We start from the raw sequence: 17,133 nt of genomic DNA, 5'->3' as shown, positions 1-17,133 counted from the left end.
CCTATTTGAACACGCTCGGCAACCAGAGCGAGATGGCCGGAATATAGGTCACAAGCCCGAGAACCACGAGGCTCGCACCATAGAACGGCCAGATCGAGCGCATCGCCTCCCACACCGTGATCTTGCCGACCGCACAAGCGACGAACTGCACCGTGCCGACCGGTGGCGTGTTCAACCCGATGCCGAGGTTGAGGATGGTGATGACGCCGAAATGCACCGGGTCGACGCCATAATGCGTGACCAGCGGCAGGAAAATCGGCGTGCAGATGATGATCATCGGCCCCATGTCCATGAAGGTGCCCAGCAGCAGCATCAGGACGTTGAGCAGCAGGAGCACGACCAGCGGGTCGGTGGAGATGGCGTTCATGCCGGCGATCAGCAGCACCGGCACCTTGAGATAGGCCATCAGCCAGCTGAACGAGGCCGCCGTGCCGATGATCAGCAGCACCATCGACGTGGTGCGCACGGCGCCCTTGGTGGCATGGACGAAGTCGCTCCAGGCCATCGAGCGATAAACGAAGACGGTGACCAGCAAGGCATAGAGGATGGCGATGCAGGAGCTTTCGGTCGCCGTGAAAATACCCGAGCGGACACCGCCGAAGATGATCCCGATCAAAAGAAGTCCGGGAACGGCGATGACCGCCAGCTGGCCGACGCGTGCGAGGCCGGGGAACTGTTCGACCGGGTAGCCGCGGCTACGGGCGACGAAGTAGGCGGTGACCATCAGCGACGCCGCGAACAGAAGGCCGGGCAGGATGCCGGCGGTGAACAGGTCGGCGATCGAAATCTTGCCGCCGCCGGCGATCGAATAGATGATCATGTTCTGCGACGGCGGCAACAGTAGCGCGATCAACGCCGCCATCGAGGTGACGTTGACGGCATAGTCCGCGCCATAGCCGCGTGCCTTCATTTGCGGGATCATCAGCCCGCCGACCGCCGCCGCTTCCGCCACGGCCGAACCCGAGATGCCGCCGAACAGGGTGGCGGCGATGATGTTGACCTGGCCGAGCCCACCCCTGACATGGCCAACCAGTGAGCCGGCAAAGGAGACGATGCGCTGCGCGATGCCGCCGCGCACCATCAGATCGCCGGCGAAGATGAAGAACGGGATGGCCATCAGCGAAAACGCTGACATGCCAGACTTCAGCTGCTGGAACACCACCAGCGGCGGCAGACCGAGATAGAGCACGGTGCCGAAGGACGCAGCACCGAGGCAGAACGCGATCGGCGTGCCGGCAAACATCAACAGCGTGAAGACGCCAAACAGGATCCAGAGTTCCATTCAGGCCTCCTGAACCGCCGGCATTTCCGGCACGTCTTCGAGATTGATATCCTTGTCGATATCCAAGCCTGACCAGCGCTGTGCAATGCGCTCCGCCGAGAAGAGGCAGATCAGCACGCCGCCGGCGACCAGCGGCACATAGTCGAAGCCGCCGGGCAGTTCGAGCGCGGGGATGGTGGTGTGCCAGGTCAGGCCGACCAGCTTGCAGCCGTACCAGACCATGCCGAAGCCGAAGCCGAGCGCGATGAGGTCGGAAAGCATGCGCAGCGCGCCTTTGCTGCCCTTCGGCAGGACATAGAGCAGCACGTCGAACCCCATATGGTAGTTCTCGCGCACGCCGACCGCGGCACCGAGGAAGATGAACCAGTTCATCAGCATGATGGCGCTGGTTTCGGTCCAGCTCGGCGACGAATTGAGCACGAAACGGGAGAACACCTGGTAGGCGACGAGCGCGGTCATGGCGACCATGCCGATGCCCGCCAGATAGAGCGCGCCATCGCAAATCCTGGAAAGAACGGCGCTGACGCGGGCCATCGGCTGCGTCTCGCTTTTTACCGATCCTGTCGCCATCCGGTCCTCCCGATCCTTGCTAGGAATGGAGCGGGGCGGGCGCAAAACCCGGCCCCGCAACCGGCTTACTTGGTTGCCTGGATACGGGCGGCGAGGTCCTTCAGCTCGGGTGTCGACAGATACTTGTCATAGACCGGCTTCATGGCATCGATCAGCGGCTGCTTGTCGATCTCGCTGACCTTGACGCCGGCCTTCTCGACGAGATCGCGCGACTTCTTCTCCTGCGCGTCCCACAGTTCGCGCATCTTGACGACGCTGTCCTTGGCCGCCTGCCGGACGATCGCCTGGTCTTCCGGCGTGAGCTTGCCCCAGCTTGCCTTTGACATCACCAGCACTTCCGGAACGATCTGGTGCTGGTCGGTGGTGTAGTGCTTGGCGACCTCATAGTGCTTGGCGGATTCGAAGCTCGGCCAGTTGTTCTCGGCGCCGTCGATGACGCCGGTCTCGAGCGCCGAATAGACCTCGCCATAGGCCATTGGCGTGGCGTTGGCGCCCAGCGCATTGACCATGTCGACGAACACGTCCGACTGGATGACGCGGAACTTCATGCCCTTGAGATCGGCGATCGAGGTGATGTCCTTCTTAGTGTTGTAGAAGGAACGCGCGCCGGAATCGTAGAAGGCGAGACCGACGAGGTCATGCGCCTCGAAGGCTTTCAGGATATCGTCGCCGACCGGTCCGTCCATGACGTGGCGCATCTGCTCGACCGAGCGGAACATATAGGGCAGCGACGGCACCGCGGTTTCCGGAACGATGCCGTTGAACGGCCCCATCGAGACACGGTTGAGGTCGATGACGCCGGTCTGCGTCTGCTCGATCGTGTCCTTCTCCTCGCCGAGCTGCGCCGAGTGATAGACCTCGACCGAATAGCGGCCATTGGTGCGCTGCTTGATCAGGTCGCCCATGTATTTGACCGCCTCGACCGTCGGATAGCCGTCGGGGTGCGTGTCGGCCGAGCGCAGCACGGTATCGGCGTTGGCAATGCCGACCAGCAGCGAGCCGAAAGCGAACGTGGCCGCCGTCAATTTTGAAAAATGCAACATGACTTCCTCCCTTTATGAAACCAAAGCGACCGGTTCAGAGCCGGTACGCCTTCTTCGCAAGCGTGTAGGCAAGCTCCCGCGCCAGCTCGTGCGCCTCGTCCTCGCGCAACCGGTGCTCGGCGACGAGCCGCGCCAGGAACGCGCAGTCGACCCGACGCGCCACATCATGACGCGCAGGTATCGATGGAAAGGCACGGGTGTCGTCGTTGAAGCCGACGGTGTTGTAGAAGCCGGCCGTCTCGGTGGTCATCTCGCGGAAGCGCCGCATGCCTTCCGGGCTGTCGTGGAACCACCAGGCCGGCCCGAGCTTCAGCGCCGGATAGGTGCCGGCGAGCGGCGCCAGTTCGCGCGCATAGCTCGTCTCGTCGAGGGTGAAGAGGATGATCGTGAGATCCGGTTCCAGGCCGACGCAGTCGAGCAGTGGCTTCAGCGCCGCCACATAGTCGGTTCGGGTCGGTATATCGAAACCCTTGTCGCGGCCGAATTTCTGGAAAATGGAAGGCGAATGGTTGCGCCAGGACCCTGGATGGATCTGCAGCACAAGCCCGTCATCCCGGCTCATCTTGGCCATTTCGGTCAGCATCTGGGCGCGGAACAGTCGCTTTTCGCGCTCATCGTCCGAACCGTGGCGCACACGATTGAAAAGCTCTTCGGCAGCCGCATCGGAAAGGTTGGCGGTCTCGGCCGTCGGATGGCCGTGATCGGACGAGGTCGCGCCAAAGCTTTTGAAGAAAGCACGCCGCTGGCGGTGCGCATCGAGATAGCCGGCCCAGCTGCCGGTGTCGCAGCCGGTGATCTCGCCGAGCCGATCGAGATTGGCGGAAAAACCCTCGAAGTCGGGATCGACGACGGCATCCGGCCGATAGGCGGTGACGACCTTGCCTTCCCAGCCGCTGTCGCGGATCATCTGGTGCCATTTGAGATCGTCGAGCGCGCCTTCCGTCGTCGCGATGACCTCGATGTTGAAGCGCTCGAACAGCGCACGCGGGCGGAAATTCTCCCACTGCAGCAGCGTCGCGATGGTGTCGTAGTGGCGGTCGGCAGTGCTGGCATTCAGCGGTTCGTCGATGCCGAACAGATGCGCCAGCACATGGTCGAACCACAGCCGGGTCGGGGTGCCACGGAAGAGGAAGTAGTTTTCGGCAAAGCGCCGCCAGATCGCCCTGCCGTCGGTCTCCACCGGTGCGCCGTCCAGGGTCGCTACGCCGAGATCCTCGAGGCGGACGCCCTGGCTGAACAGCATGCGAAAAATGTAGTGGTCCGGCACGATGAGCAATTGCGCCGGATCCGGGAACGGCTCGTTCAGCGCATACCAGCGCGGATCGGTGTGGCCGTGCGGGCTGACAAGGGGCAGGTCCTTGATCCCGGCATAGAGATCGCGGGCGATCGAGCGCGGATGCGCCTCGGCGGGAAACAGCAAATCCGCATTGGTCAGTGCCACGACGATCCTCCCAGGGCCGCTATCGGTAGGGTCGACAAGAAATAATGTCAACATACAAAAATTAGATTGTTGTATGATGACTTTTCTAGCCATTGTGTGGCAAGAAATCGGATGTTACGCCGCTTGCCAACCATCCCGAGGCGATTTCATGCCGTCCGACCAGACCAGCCATGCCACGACGACCAGACGCCTCTCCGGCGAGACGGCACACGCCTTGCCGGCTTCGGTCGCGACGCCTTCGTATGATCGCAGCCGCGTCGTCCCGGGCATCGTGCATCTCGGCGTCGGCGCCTTCCATCGCGCCCATCAGGCCGCCTATGTCGACGACTGCCTGGCAGCGGGCGAGACCGATTGGGGCATCGTCGGCGTATCGCTGCGCAGCGCCGACACACGCGATGCGCTATCGCCGCAGGACGGGCTCTACACGCTGGCAATCAGGAGCAGCGGCGCGGAAAAGCTTCGCGTCATAGGCTCGATCGGTTCGATGCTGGTGGCGCCGGAAGACCCGGACGCGGTGCTCGCCGCGCTGACCGATCCGCGCACCCGCATCGTGACGCTGACCATCACCGAAAAAGCCTATCTCAGGTCCGCCAGCGGCGGGCTGGACACCGCTCATCCCGACATCATCCACGATTTGGCAAATCCGCAAATGCCGATGACAGCGCATGGCTTTCTCGCCGAGTCGCTTGCCCGGCGACAGGCCGCCGGCACGCCGCCCTTCACCGTGCTGTGCTGCGACAACCTGCCGGCCAACGGCGCCACGCTGCACCGGCTGCTGATCGAATTCGCCAGGCTGCGCGATGCCAGGCCCGCCCAACCAAGCGATACCAGGCTCGGCGCGATGGACGATAACAGCCTAGCCCGCCATATCGCCCAGGTCGCGTTTCCCTCCAGCATGGTCGATCGCATCGTGCCGGCAACCACCGATGCCGACCGGGCGCGGATTGCTGTCGAGCTCGGACTCAACGACGCTTGGCCGGTCATGACCGAGCCGTTCTGCCAATGGGTGATCGAGGACAATTTTCCGCAGGGCCGTCCGGCCTGGGAACAGTTCGGCGTCACCATGGTCGACGACGTCAGGCCCTTCGAGGACATGAAGCTCAGGCTGCTCAACGGCTCGCATTCGGCCATCGCCTATCTCGGTCTGCTCACCGGGCACGCCACGGTCGACCGCGCCTTCGCCGATGCGGCGATACGAGCCTTCGTCGATGCGCTCTGGGCCGAGGCCATCCCGACACTGCCCAAGAATGCCGGGCTCGACACCAGCGCCTACACCGCGGAACTCGCCGAGCGTTTTGCCAACACAGCACTTGCCCATCGCACGGCTCAGATCGCCAATGACGGCAGCCAGAAATTACCGCAGCGCATCGTCGCTTCCGCCTTGGAGTGCATCGAAGCCGGGACCGTGCCCGAACACCTGACGCTGGTGATCACCGCATGGATCGCGGCCTGCGAGGCACGCGGCAAGACCTTGCCGGAGAGCCATTTCACCGATCCGCTCGACATGGCACTGGCCGGGCTTTTTGGCAGGCAGCTGCCGACGGAAGAGACGGTAGCCGCTGTGTTCGACCTCGCCGGCTTCGCCAAGGACCACGCCGAGCGTCAAACACTGATCGAGTTCGTCGCCACCCACATCGTCCATCTCAAGCAGGGCGGGCCGGCCCTTGCCCTCGCCGCTCTCGGTATAGGCAGCAAATAGCTGATGACAGACCTGGCGCTGGTTCATACCTGATGCGTCTAAGGCCTATTTGCGGGCCGAACCACCCAACGTCTGCCGGGCAGAATAATCCACGCCTTGCGAATTCCAGAACAACCTCGCGGCCTTGCCAACGAGGTTTTCGTAGGGAACGAAGCCGACCATGAATCGGCTATCGGAGGCATTGTCGCGATTGTCACCCAACACGAAATAGTGGTCCTCCGGCACCTCGAACACGCGCGTATTATCCCCAACGGAATTCTCTGTCAGGTCGAGAACGAAATGGGTCACACCTCCCGGCAGGGTCTCCTGTTGAAGCTTGGCCGGCTGCGAGATTTCCTCGTAGGAAAAAGTGCCGGCATCCTCGAGCCCAACGGCTACATCGTTGATGTGAAGTACCCCATCGATCATCTGGATCTTTTCGCCCGGCAAGCCGACGATGCGCTGGATGTAGTCGATCTCGGGGTCGGGTGGGTATTTGAACACCACCACGTCCCCTCTCTTGGGTTCCACGCCGAAAATGCGTCCTTCAATCGGCAGCAAATTGAATGGCACGCCATAGTGGCTGTAGCCGTATGTGAACTTAGAGACAAAGAGATAGTCGCCGGCCTGTAACGTCGGCACCATGCTGCCGGACGGAATCGAAAACGGCTGGAACAGAAACGAGCGGATCACAAGCGCAGGCACTGGCGAGGTAAGCAGGACAAGCACCACCACCCAAATCCCATGCGCATACCACCTGCCCGGCTTGTACCGGTGCGCGAAGGGCACGACGAGCGCTGCCCACAGGATCATCAAAGCAATACCTGAAAGGTTGGCCAGCCAGGCAAGATCGACGCCAGGCAACACCGGAAATCCGATGTAGATAAGCGCCAAGCTGATGGCGCTGATCACTACCAGGCTGGCAACCGCCAGTCTGCCGCTCCCGATCCAGAGAAACCCGCCGAACGGACCGCCAAAGGCCGACACAAGGGCCGTCGACCATCTCGATCGCGAGGTTGTTTCTCGCGCAACTGCTTCTTCTGTCATCGGCCATCCCCCACGCCAAGGCAGCCGACTGTCCAACAAACAAAAAAGCGAGGCAAGGCCCCGCTTTTTCAATCAGTCATCTGATGCGAACTTCAGGCCGGCAGAATGGCGCTTTCCAGCGTGGTAAGCTGGCTAAGGAACTGTTCCGCCTTGCTTCGGACCTGGTCGTCCTTGGCGTCGGCGGCGTCTTCCTTGGCTTCCTGGATACGGCGGGCGAGATCGGCGCGGTCGACATCCTTCACCGCGACAGCCGATTCCGCCAGCAGCGTGCAGCCGGCCGGAACGATGTCGGCGAAGCCGCCGAACACCACGTAGCGCTCTTCGCCACCAGACGCTGTCTTAACCGTGACGACACCCGGCTTGATCGTGGTCATGACCGGCGCGTGATGCGCCATCACGGTCATCTCGCCTTCGGCGCCCGGAATGACGACGGATTCGACCTGCTCGGAAACCAGCAGGCGCTCCGGCGAGACCAGTTCGAATTTGAAAGCTTCAGCCATGATCACTTTAGCGAATAGCGAGTGGTGAATAGCGAGTAGTTAGAAAAACCTACCCGGCTCACATTGCCCCTATTCACTACTCCCTATTCGCTATTCGCTTGCCTTAAGCCGCTTCGGCGGCAAGGCGCTGTGCCTTCTCGACCGCTTCCTCGATGCCGCCGACCATATAGAAGGCAGCTTCCGGAAGGTGATCGTAGTCGCCATTGCAGAGACCCTTGAAGCCCTTGATGGTGTCGGCGAGGTCGACCAGCTTGCCCGGCGCGCCGGTGAACACTTCGGCGACGAAGAAGGGCTGCGACAAGAAGCGCTCGATCTTGCGGGCGCGGGCCACCGTCTGCTTGTCCTCTTCCGACAGCTCGTCCATACCCAGGATGGCGATGATGTCCTGCAGCGACTTGTAGCGCTGGAGGATCGACTGCACCTGGCGCGCGACGCCGTAGTGCTCGTCGCCGACGACCAGCGGGTCGAGCATGCGCGAGGTCGAGTCGAGCGGATCGACGGCCGGGTAGATACCCTTCTCGGCGATGGCGCGGTTGAGCGTCGTCGTCGCGTCAAGGTGGGCGAACGAGGTCGCCGGCGCCGGGTCGGTCAAGTCGTCGGCAGGCACGTAGATCGCCTGCACCGAGGTGATCGAGCCCTTGGTGGTGGTGGTGATGCGCTCCTGCAGCGCGCCCATGTCCGTGGCGAGCGTCGGCTGATAGCCGACGGCCGACGGGATACGGCCGAGCAGAGCCGACACTTCCGAACCCGCCTGCGTGAAGCGGAAGATGTTGTCGACGAAGAACAGCACGTCCTGGCCCTGGTCGCGGAAATATTCCGCAACGGTCAGGCCGGTCAGGCCGACGCGGGCGCGCGCGCCCGGCGGTTCGTTCATCTGGCCATAGACGAGTGCCGCCTTGGAGCCTTCGCCGCCGCCCTTCTTGTTGACGCCGGACTCGATGAACTCGTGATAGAGATCGTTGCCTTCGCGGGTGCGCTCGCCGACGCCAGCGAACACCGAATAGCCGCCATGCGCCTTGGCAATGTTGTTGATCAGTTCCTGGATCAGCACGGTCTTGCCGACGCCGGCGCCGCCGAACAGGCCGATCTTGCCGCCCTTGGCGTAGGGAGCCAGCAGGTCGAGCACCTTGATGCCGGTGATCAGGATCTGTGCTTCCGTCGACTGCTCGACATAGGTCGGAGCCGGTTGGTGGATGGAGCGCATTTCGGTTGCATCGACCGGGCCCTCTTCGTCGACCGGCTCGCCGATGACGTTGATGATGCGGCCGAGCATGCCCGGGCCGACCGGCACCGTGATCGGGGCGCCGGTGTCACGCACTTCCTGGCCGCGCACCAGACCCTCGGTCGAGTCCATGGCGATACAGCGCACGGTGTTTTCACCCAGATGCTGGGCGACTTCGAGCACCAGGCGGTTGCCGACGTTTGTCGTCTCGAGCGCGTTCAGGATCGCCGGCAGGTGATCGCCGAACTGCACGTCGACAACGGCGCCGATGACCTGGCGGACCTTGCCGACAACGCCGGTTGCCTTGGTGGCCACTACCGATGTCTTGGCCGCAGCGGCCTTTGCCGGTGCTGCCGCCGTCTTGGCCGGAGCTGCCTTTGCAGCTGGAGCCTTGCCCGCCGCTTTTGCGGGGGCTGCGGTCTTCGCGGCTGCTGCCTTGGGGGCCGCCGTCTTGGGGGTCGCTGCTTTCGCCATCGTCTTTACCCTTTTTCGTCCTTTGTTTCTCACGCGGTCCGGTCGCGGGCCGATGACCCGCGAACCGCGCCTAGAGCGCCTCGGCGCCCGAAATGATTTCGATCAGTTCCTTGGTGATCTGCGCCTGCCGCTGACGGTTGTAGGTGATCGACAGCTTGTTGATCATCTCGCCGGCGTTGCGCGTCGCATTGTCCATGGCGCTCATCTTGGCGCCCATTTCGCCGGCCGCGTTTTCGAGCAGCGCCCGGAAAACCTGCACCGAGATGTTGCGCGGAATGAGATCGGCGAGGATTTCGCCCGGCTCCGGTTCGTATTCATAGACGGCGCTGCCGCCATCCACCGCCTCGGCCGGAGCCGACGCGAGACCGGCCGGAATGATCTGCTGCGCGGTCGGGATCTGGCTGATCACCGACTTGAACTGCGAATAGAACAGCGTGCAGATGTCGAAGCCGCCCTCGTTGAAGAGGTGGATGACCTTCTTGGCGATCGCGTCGGCATTGACGAAACCGAGCGTCTTGACCTCGCGCAGGTCGACACGGTCGATGATCATCGACGCATAGTCGCGGCGCAGGATATCGAAACCCTTCTTGCCGACGCAGATGATCTTGACCTGCTTGCCGTCGGCCAAAAGCCTGCGGATATGGTCGCGGGCAAGGCGGGCGATCTGCGAATTGAAGCCGCCGCACAGGCCGCGCTCGGCGGTGCAGACGACGAGCAGATGCACGTCGTCCTTGCCGGTGCCGGTCATCAGCGCCGGGGCATCGCCACCGCCGCCGATCGCCTGGGTGATGTTGGCCAGCACCGAACCCATACGCTCCGAATAGGGGCGCGCCGCTTCCGCTGCCTCTTGCGCACGGCGCAGCTTCGCCGCGGCGACCATCTGCATCGCCTTGGTGATCTTCTGCGTCGCCTTGACCGAGGCGATACGGTTACGAAGGTCTTTTAATGAAGGCATGCTTCAAACCTGATCCCGTCTTGTCTCATCCGGACTGGCGCTTCGCTCAGGCGAAGGTCTTGGCGAAAGCGTCGATCTCGGCCTTCAGCTTGGCGCGCAGATCGTCCGACAGCGCCTTTTCCTTGCGGATGGCCTCGAGCACGTCCTTGCCTGCCGCACGCATGTGGCTGAGCAGGCCATGCTCGAACTTGCCGACCTGGTTGACCGGCAGCTTGTCGAGATAACCGTTGACGCCGGCGAAGATCACCGCGACCTGCTCTTCCGTCTTCAGCGGCGAGAACTGCGGCTGCTTCAGGAGTTCGGTCAGGCGTGAACCGCGGTTGAGCAGGCGCTGCGTGGCAGCGTCGAGATCCGAGCCGAACTGTGCGAAGGCCGCCATTTCGCGGTACTGCGCGAGCTCGCCCTTGATCGAGCCGGCAACCTGCTTCATCGCCTTGATCTGCGCGGCCGAACCGACGCGGCTGACCGAGAGGCCGACGTTGACGGCCGGACGGATGCCCTGGAAGAACAGGTTGGTTTCGAGGAAGATCTGGCCATCGGTGATCGAGATCACGTTGGTCGGGATATAGGCCGACACGTCGTTGGCCTGCGTCTCGATGATCGGCAGGGCGGTCAGCGACCCGCCGCCCAAATCGTCATTGAGCTTGGCGGCCCGCTCGAGCAGGCGCGAGTGCAGGTAGAACACGTCGCCCGGATAGGCTTCGCGGCCCGGCGGGCGGCGCAGCAACAGCGACATCTGGCGGTAGGCGACGGCCTGCTTCGACAGATCGTCGTAGCTGATCAGCGCATGCATGCCGTTGTCGCGGAAATATTCGCCCATGGTGCAGCCGGCGAACGGCGCCAGGAACTGCATTGGCGCCGGATCGGACGCGGTGGCGGCGATGATGATCGAGTATTCGAGGGCGCCGCGCTCTTCCAGCACCTTGACGAACTGCGCGACGGTCGAGCGCTTCTGGCCGACGGCGACATAGACGCAGTACAGCTTTTCCTTCTCGGGGCCGTTGTCGTGCACCGATTTCTGGTTGAGCATCGTGTCGAGGATGATGGCGGTCTTGCCGGTCTGGCGATCGCCGATGACCAGCTCGCGCTGGCCGCGGCCGACCGGGATCAGCGCATCGATGGCCTTGAGGCCGGTCGACATCGGCTCGTTCACCGATTTGCGCGGGATGATGCCGGGCGCCTTGACGTCGACGCGCTTGCGCTCGACTGCCTTGATCGGGCCCTTGCCGTCGATCGGATTGCCGAGCGCGTCGACGACGCGGCCGAGCAGGCCGGGGCCGACCGGAACGTCGACGATGGCGCCGGTGCGTTTGACGATGTCGCCTTCCTTGATGTCGCGGTCGGCGCCGAAGATGACGACGCCGACATTGTCGGCTTCGAGGTTGAGCGCCATGCCGCGGATGCCGCCGGGGAACTCGACCATCTCGCCGGCCTGGACATTGTCGAGGCCGTAGACGCGGGCGATACCGTCACCGACGGACAGCACCTGTCCGACTTCGGAGACCTCGGCCTCCTTGCCGAAATTCTTGATCTGGTCTTTCAGAATTGCGGAAATTTCCGCGGCGCGGATGTCCATCAGCCGACCTCTTTCAGTGCAAGCTTGAGCGAATTGAGTTTGGTTTTGAGCGACGTATCGATCTGGCGCGAGCCCATCTTGACCACCAGTCCGCCGAGCAGTGACGGATCGACGGTGACGGAGATGGCCACGTCCTTGCCGGCAACACTCTTCAGCGCCGCCTTGAGTTCAGTCTGCTGGGCAGCAGTCAGCTCGTGCGCCGACGTCACTTCAGCAGCGGTCTCGCCACGATGTTCGGCGGCGATCTGGCGGAACGCCCTGATCATGCCGGGGATGGCGAACAGTCGGCGGTTTCTTGCGACAACCCGCAGGAAATTACCGGTGAGGCCAGCAATCCCAGCCTTGTCGGCGATCGCCGCGATGGCCTTGGCCTGGTCCTCGCTGGAAAACACCGGGCTGTTGATCAGCCGGGTGAGGTCGGCGCTGCCCGCGAGCATCGCCTCGAAGCTGTTGAGGTCGGCCTCGACCCTGGCCACGGAATTTGCCTGCAGGGCGAGTTCGAACAGCGAACCCGCATAGCGTTCTGCGACACCTGAGATTGGCGATGACGATTGAGCCACGGACCGTCTTTTCTCTTGTCTGACAGGCCGCAGATTGTTGGCGCGAGCAAAAACTCTGGCTAAATCTTTGACCTTACTGCATTTTTTCAAGCACGGAGGCGCGGCTTCCGCTATCCCCGGCCGAAAGTCGATTGCCGTCTAGCACAGGCATTTTAAGACCGCAATGCGTCGTTCCGCATGGTTTTCAGGCACTATTGTCGCATCCGGCGAAAGAACCCCGTCTTCCACCCCGGAAACCCAAGGGATTCAAGGCAGAAAGCCGAAGGCGAAGGCGAGCGGCAGCGCCGCCAATGCCAATTCCACCACAATGGACACCCAATTGAAAGGCGTGTTTGCGCCATCCGACATCATCGACAGCAGCCGCCCGAACGCGGTGAACAGCCAGGAGAAGCCAAGCGTCATGTAGACCAGCGGCTGCGCAAGCAGGATGCAGCACAGGCCGACGCCCAGATAGAAGCCCGACATTCTGCCGCGCCCCTCGGCGATCGCCGCCACCTTCTCGGGCTTGACCTGCAGCCGCAGGATCCGGAAGGCCAGGCCAGGCGCCAGAAAAAACAAAAGGCCGAGCAGCACGGTGACGACGGCGCTCGACCAAGCCAGCCATTCGCCCTGGCTCATTGGCCACGGAAATGCAAAATCCATCTTGTCTGGCCCCCCTCACAGCAATTCCGGATGCATTGAATGTCGCCCGTGGAGGAAGTCAAGCGCCCAGCCGGCAAGTCGGGGTTTCGGCAAAGCCGCATTGGAAATGCTATCGCCTGATGTGAGCTACCAGCTTGGAACCGCCGGCTTTGCGGCCGATTCGGCCACCACGCAAGCAAACATCTGAACGAGAATATATGCGGCGCAATTTCTTCAACAGTATAGATTGCGTGCCTTGCCGTGACGTAACGCAAGTATTATGCTTCGAATGTTCCTTTCGTCGACTTCTTGTTTAGTTTAGCAATTTCACATGTTTCATGATCACTTGTGAAATCTGCACGAACGGAGTGCGGCAGGCAGGATCTCATAATTCGGAGAAGATCATGCCGGATCTTTGTCGGGCTTTGCATCTGGCCAGCATCTGGGTCGCTGCGGCAGCCCTTGCCGGGATCGCGCAAGGCGCTCGCGCGGACTGTATCGCCGAACGGCCGTCCGTCATCGCTCCCGCCGACCCTTTGGTCTGCCAGCAGCTCGAGGCGACGATCAAGAAGCCCTCGGCGCTGTCCCTGGGCGACTACGAGAACAAGCTCAACCAATATCTGGGCAGTTACTGTTATCGCGATGAGGCTGCCGGATGGGTGCACGACAAATACGTGCGCCAAGCCGGGCCGCGCATCGCGACCCTGGTCAACGGCGCCTGGCAGGGCGTCGACCATGGCACCCATGCGCCGGTGATGATCTGGTATTCGCCTGACATGGTGGACTGGCTTCGCAAGAACCGCTCGGCAGAAGGCGAGGTCGATCATCCGCCGCCGGTTCCCGACGGCGCCATCATGGTCAAGGAGATGTTTTCGGAGCCGGCGTCGGATTGCCGGACGGTCGATCCTCTCAGACTTTTTCCAACCAGCGGCGCCGCGATCATGATCCGCGATGCCAGCGCCTCCTACGATGGCTGGTTCTGGGGCTGGTACGGCTTTGGCAGCCAGAGCGGCTGGACTCCGGATTGGCCGGCTCTGCCGGCCGACAACAACAGCCTGCCCAACATGGGCTTCGCCCAGTACTGCATGAACTGCCATGCCTCGGCGGCGGACAATCTGACCTTTGCATCTCCCAAGAACATCGCGGGCGAGCCAGGCAAGCCGCTCAACTATCTCGCACAGGATTTCTTCGCGGGCGCGCCGGCAACGACCTTGCACCAGTCGGTCGTTTTGCCAGTCAATGCCAACCCGCGTCTTGGCCAACCGCTCTACAGTCCGAACGCTGACGTGATCGCCGCGCTGCAGGCCTATGTCCGCGAGATGCCGACCTATGAGACCGTCTCGCGGATGCCTTCCGAAACCTACGACAACACCTGGGTCGCGGCCAAAGGTCCCGATGCGTCCGATACGTTCCTGACCTCGAGCCAATGCCTCGGCTGTCATGATGCCGGCAGCACCGGGCTGCAGTTCGACATGACCAAGCCGAACCCGCATGGCGATGGCTTGATCAATCTGTCGCCGCTGGCGACCTGGCGAACCTCGCCGATGGGGCTGGGCGGCCGCGACCCGATATTCTTCGCGCAGCTGGCCAGCGAAACGCAAAGCTTTCACCCCAAAATGTCCGGTGTGGTGCAGGACGTTTGCCTTGGCTGCCACGGCATCGCCGGGGAACGGCAGTTTCACATTGACGAGAAGGCGCGCTCGGGCAAATGCGAACTGTTCTCGCGCGACATGGTCGACGCGACGCCCTGGCCAGCCGACAATCCGAGTGCCGCGCACGCCAATTACGGCATGCTTGCCCGCGACGGCATCACCTGCACGTCCTGTCACCGCATGGTGCTCAACAGCAAGGCCAGTGGACAGCTCGGCGATCAGCCGCAGAACGCCTGCGTGGACGAGCGGCAGGCGCTGCTCAATCCGCACGCGACCGGTTTTGCCAAGACCTTCACCGGCAGCTTCATGGTGGGTTCGCCGGACACGCTCATCGGCCCCTTCGAGAAACCGGAAGTCGGGCCGATGCACAGCGCGCTGGGCATCAAACCGGTCCACGACGCCACGATCCTGAGCTCCGAGGTTTGCGGGACGTGCCACACGGTTCATTTGCCGGTTCTGCAGGGCATCAACACCCTGGCGCATATCTACGAGCAGACGACCTATCCGGAATGGGCGTTCAGCGCCTATCGAACCGGCAGCACGCCGGACGGCCCGCTTCCACTGGGCGCCGGCGCCACGCCGCGCAGCTGCCAAGGTTGTCACATGCCATCGACGGAACAGGACGGATCGCCGACGATGAGCAAGATCGCCAGCATCCAGGAAAATCTGAATTTCCCGCAGACCGAATCCAGCAACGCACCGGATCTTTCGGTTCGCGAGGGATTTGCCAGCCACACGCTCGTCGGACTCAACGTCTTCCTGGTCAAGATGGCGCAGCAGTTTCCCGATGTCTTCGGCATCAGGACGCGCGATCCGATGATGGGCAAGAAGGCTGTCGATCCCCTCGTCCTCACTGAGCAGGCGATGCTGGACCAGGCGTCACAGGCGACCGCCACCGTCACCGTCAGCGACCTTGCCATGACCGCCGACGCGCTTGATGCCAAGGTGACGGTGAAGAATCTGGCCGGTCACAAGTTTCCCTCCGGAGTGGGTTTCCGGCGTGCGTTTCTCACCTTCAGCGTGCTCGACCAGAACGGCGAGCAGCTCTGGGTCTCCGGTCGCGCCAACGCCGCCGGCGTGATCGTCGACGCCGACGGCAAGCCGCTTGATGGCGAGCTTTGGTGGAAGGACGACTGCTCCGGCCGCCTCCACCCTGGCGAACGGCCACATCAGCCGCACTACCAGAAGATCACACGACAGGATCAGGTTCAGATCTATCAGGAACTGGTCTCCACGCCGCCCGCCAATACGCAAAATCCAGTCTGCAATGCGCAGGCGAAGCCGGAAGGCGAACTGACGACCAGCTTCCTGTCGATCTGCACGGAGGTGAAAGACAACCGGATCTTGCCGGCGGGCTTTTTGCCGGTCGAAAGCCGGCTGGAAATCGCCAAGGCGTTGGGCGCCGATGAGGAACTTGCCGTCGATGTCGGCGCGACCGCTGTCGAGGACGATCCCGACTACATATCGGGCGGCAGCGACACGCTGAGCTACTCGATACCGCTTGCCGATTTGCCGAAGGGCGCACGCCCTGCCAGCATCGAGGCGGATCTCTACTATCAGGCGACGCCGCCGTCCTATCTGCAGGATCGATTCTGCACCGCCAACGGCCCCGACACCGATCGCCTGTATTTCCTGACCGGGCATCTCAATCTCGCCGGCACGCAGGCAGACGGCTGGAAGCTGAAAGTGGTCGGCAGCGGAACTGTTGCAGTGACTGCCCAGCCCTGATCTCTATTTGACGCAATTCCCCAGGGAAGCGCCACGCGCTTTTCCCGCGAAAACCGTTTCAGACTTTGCCTGGAATTGCTTCAGGGCAGCATGAAGGCCACCGCTGCCTCGGCATGGATGCGCGTCGTGTCGAAGACCGGGATGTCGAAGTCCGGCTGGCCGATCAGCATGGTGATCTCGGTGCAGCCCATGATGACGCTGTCCGCAGCCTCTTCGCGGCGCAGGCGTTCGGTCTCGGCGATATAGGCCGCCTTGGAGGCTTGGGTGACGACGCCCTGGCACAGTTCCTCGTAGATGACGCGATGCACCATGTCGCGCCCGGCGACATCGGGCACCACGGGCTGCAATCCGTATTTGTCGGCGAGCCGACCCTTGTAGAAATCCTGCTCCATGGTGAAGCGCGTCGCCAGCAGCGCCGGGCGCTGCATGCCGGCGCGCTTGATGGCGGCCGCAGTGGCGTCGGCAATGTGGATCAGCGGGATCGACACCGCCGCCTGCACCTGGTCGGCCAGTTTGTGCATGGTGTTGGTGCACAGAAGCAGGCCTTCCGCGCCGCTCGCCTCGAGTTTGCGCGCGGCGTCAGCCAGAAGCACGCCGGCGCCGTCCCAGTCGCCGTGATGCTGCCGCTCGGCGATCTCGGCGAAGTCGAACGACCACAGCAGCAGCTTGGCCGAATGCAGGCCGCCAAGTCGCTCACGCACGATCTCGTTGAGCAGCCGATAATAGATGGCGGTCGATTCCCAACTCATGCCGCCGAGAAGGCCAAGGGTTTTCATGTGATCTT

The 17,133-nt window shown here is 62.7% G+C and carries 14 protein-coding genes; 2 read left to right on the top strand and 12 right to left on the bottom strand.

Annotation, left to right across the window (positions count from 1 at the left end):
• Position 1: 1 nt before the first annotated feature.
• The 4 genes from AC1D10_RS04315 to uxaC all read right to left on the bottom strand — a co-directional run bounded on the left by AC1D10_RS04315 (position 2) and on the right by uxaC (position 4,390).
• Positions 2–1,282 carry a TRAP transporter large permease gene (locus AC1D10_RS04315; RefSeq protein WP_477269057.1) on the bottom strand — a complete coding sequence of 427 codons (1,281 nt, stop codon included), beginning with the start codon at positions 1,280–1,282 and terminating at the stop codon, positions 2–4.
• Complete coding sequence (locus AC1D10_RS04310) at positions 1,283–1,852, bottom strand: TRAP transporter small permease (protein WP_477269056.1); 570 nt, start codon at positions 1,850–1,852, stop codon at positions 1,283–1,285.
• Between the two features lie 65 nt (positions 1,853–1,917).
• Positions 1,918–2,895 carry a TRAP transporter substrate-binding protein gene (locus AC1D10_RS04305; RefSeq protein WP_477269055.1) on the bottom strand — a complete coding sequence of 326 codons (978 nt, stop codon included), beginning with the start codon at positions 2,893–2,895 and terminating at the stop codon, positions 1,918–1,920.
• A gap of 34 nt (positions 2,896–2,929) precedes the next feature.
• Positions 2,930–4,390 carry a glucuronate isomerase gene (gene uxaC, locus AC1D10_RS04300; protein WP_477269054.1) on the bottom strand — a complete coding sequence of 487 codons (1,461 nt, stop codon included), beginning with the start codon at positions 4,388–4,390 and terminating at the stop codon, positions 2,930–2,932.
• Between the two features lie 94 nt (positions 4,391–4,484).
• On the opposite strand from uxaC, the gene AC1D10_RS04295 reads away from it, so the two are divergent.
• Positions 4,485–6,035, top strand: coding sequence for a mannitol dehydrogenase family protein (locus AC1D10_RS04295; RefSeq protein ID WP_477269053.1), 1,551 nt, complete (start codon positions 4,485–4,487; stop codon positions 6,033–6,035).
• A 45-nt stretch (positions 6,036–6,080) separates the two neighbouring features.
• Here AC1D10_RS04295 and lepB read toward each other — a convergent pair whose 3' ends face one another.
• The 7 genes from lepB to AC1D10_RS04260 all read right to left on the bottom strand — a co-directional run bounded on the left by lepB (position 6,081) and on the right by AC1D10_RS04260 (position 12,990).
• A complete protein-coding gene (gene lepB, locus AC1D10_RS04290) occupies positions 6,081–7,061 on the bottom strand; it encodes a signal peptidase I (protein WP_477269052.1) in 981 nt (326 codons plus the stop codon).
• Positions 7,062–7,153: 92 nt separating this feature from the next.
• Positions 7,154–7,561 (bottom strand): F0F1 ATP synthase subunit epsilon, encoded by a 408-nt coding sequence (locus tag AC1D10_RS04285; RefSeq protein ID WP_379100003.1) that lies wholly within the window; start codon positions 7,559–7,561, stop codon positions 7,154–7,156.
• Positions 7,562–7,664: 103 nt separating this feature from the next.
• Positions 7,665–9,257 carry a F0F1 ATP synthase subunit beta gene (atpD, locus tag AC1D10_RS04280; protein WP_477269051.1) on the bottom strand — a complete coding sequence of 531 codons (1,593 nt, stop codon included), beginning with the start codon at positions 9,255–9,257 and terminating at the stop codon, positions 7,665–7,667.
• Positions 9,258–9,327: 70 nt separating this feature from the next.
• A complete protein-coding gene (locus AC1D10_RS04275) occupies positions 9,328–10,212 on the bottom strand; it encodes a F0F1 ATP synthase subunit gamma (RefSeq protein WP_111548394.1) in 885 nt (294 codons plus the stop codon).
• 46 nt (positions 10,213–10,258) lie between these two features.
• The gene (atpA, locus tag AC1D10_RS04270) at positions 10,259–11,788 is read right to left on the bottom strand and encodes a F0F1 ATP synthase subunit alpha (protein WP_111548395.1); all 1,530 of its coding nucleotides are present in this window, start codon (positions 11,786–11,788) and stop codon (positions 10,259–10,261) included.
• Positions 11,788–12,348 carry a F0F1 ATP synthase subunit delta gene (locus AC1D10_RS04265; protein ID WP_477269050.1) on the bottom strand — a complete coding sequence of 187 codons (561 nt, stop codon included), beginning with the start codon at positions 12,346–12,348 and terminating at the stop codon, positions 11,788–11,790. Before AC1D10_RS04265 ends, atpA begins: the two co-directional genes overlap by 1 nt.
• 246 nt (positions 12,349–12,594) lie before the next feature.
• Complete coding sequence (locus AC1D10_RS04260; RefSeq protein ID WP_379094941.1) at positions 12,595–12,990, bottom strand: AGROH133_08824 family phage infection protein; 396 nt, start codon at positions 12,988–12,990, stop codon at positions 12,595–12,597.
• 383 nt (positions 12,991–13,373) lie between these two features.
• On the opposite strand from AC1D10_RS04260, the gene AC1D10_RS04255 reads away from it, so the two are divergent.
• Positions 13,374–16,349, top strand: coding sequence for a hypothetical protein (locus AC1D10_RS04255; RefSeq protein WP_477269049.1), 2,976 nt, complete (start codon positions 13,374–13,376; stop codon positions 16,347–16,349).
• Positions 16,350–16,429: 80 nt separating this feature from the next.
• Here AC1D10_RS04255 and AC1D10_RS04250 read toward each other — a convergent pair whose 3' ends face one another.
• A complete protein-coding gene (locus tag AC1D10_RS04250) occupies positions 16,430–17,125 on the bottom strand; it encodes an aspartate/glutamate racemase family protein (RefSeq protein WP_477269048.1) in 696 nt (231 codons plus the stop codon).
• Positions 17,126–17,133: the final 8 nt, after the last annotated feature.

Source organism: Mesorhizobium sp. P2_A8 (assembly GCF_056404935.1).
This window is presented reverse-complemented; position numbering and strand designations above follow the sequence as displayed.

What these genes read in the sequence shown, in the direction of transcription:
- AC1D10_RS04315 (WP_477269057.1), bottom strand. Translation starts at nt 1,282, where the DNA reads ATGGAACTCTGGATCCTGTTTGGCGTCTTCACGCTGTTGATGTTTGCC.
- AC1D10_RS04310 (WP_477269056.1), bottom strand. Translation starts at nt 1,852, where the DNA reads ATGGCGACAGGATCGGTAAAAAGCGAGACGCAGCCGATGGCCCGCGTC.
- AC1D10_RS04305 (WP_477269055.1), bottom strand. Translation starts at nt 2,895, where the DNA reads ATGTTGCATTTTTCAAAATTGACGGCGGCCACGTTCGCTTTCGGCTCG.
- uxaC (WP_477269054.1), bottom strand. Translation starts at nt 4,390, where the DNA reads ATGTTGACATTATTTCTTGTCGACCCTACCGATAGCGGCCCTGGGAGG.
- AC1D10_RS04295 (WP_477269053.1), top strand. Translation starts at nt 4,485, where the DNA reads ATGCCGTCCGACCAGACCAGCCATGCCACGACGACCAGACGCCTCTCC.
- lepB (WP_477269052.1), bottom strand. Translation starts at nt 7,061, where the DNA reads ATGACAGAAGAAGCAGTTGCGCGAGAAACAACCTCGCGATCGAGATGG.
- AC1D10_RS04285 (WP_379100003.1), bottom strand. Translation starts at nt 7,561, where the DNA reads ATGGCTGAAGCTTTCAAATTCGAACTGGTCTCGCCGGAGCGCCTGCTG.
- atpD (WP_477269051.1), bottom strand. Translation starts at nt 9,257, where the DNA reads ATGGCGAAAGCAGCGACCCCCAAGACGGCGGCCCCCAAGGCAGCAGCC.
- AC1D10_RS04275 (WP_111548394.1), bottom strand. Translation starts at nt 10,212, where the DNA reads ATGCCTTCATTAAAAGACCTTCGTAACCGTATCGCCTCGGTCAAGGCG.
- atpA (WP_111548395.1), bottom strand. Translation starts at nt 11,788, where the DNA reads ATGGACATCCGCGCCGCGGAAATTTCCGCAATTCTGAAAGACCAGATC.
- AC1D10_RS04260 (WP_379094941.1), bottom strand. Translation starts at nt 12,990, where the DNA reads ATGGATTTTGCATTTCCGTGGCCAATGAGCCAGGGCGAATGGCTGGCT.
- AC1D10_RS04255 (WP_477269049.1), top strand. Translation starts at nt 13,374, where the DNA reads ATGCCGGATCTTTGTCGGGCTTTGCATCTGGCCAGCATCTGGGTCGCT.
- AC1D10_RS04250 (WP_477269048.1), bottom strand. Translation starts at nt 17,125, where the DNA reads ATGAAAACCCTTGGCCTTCTCGGCGGCATGAGTTGGGAATCGACCGCC.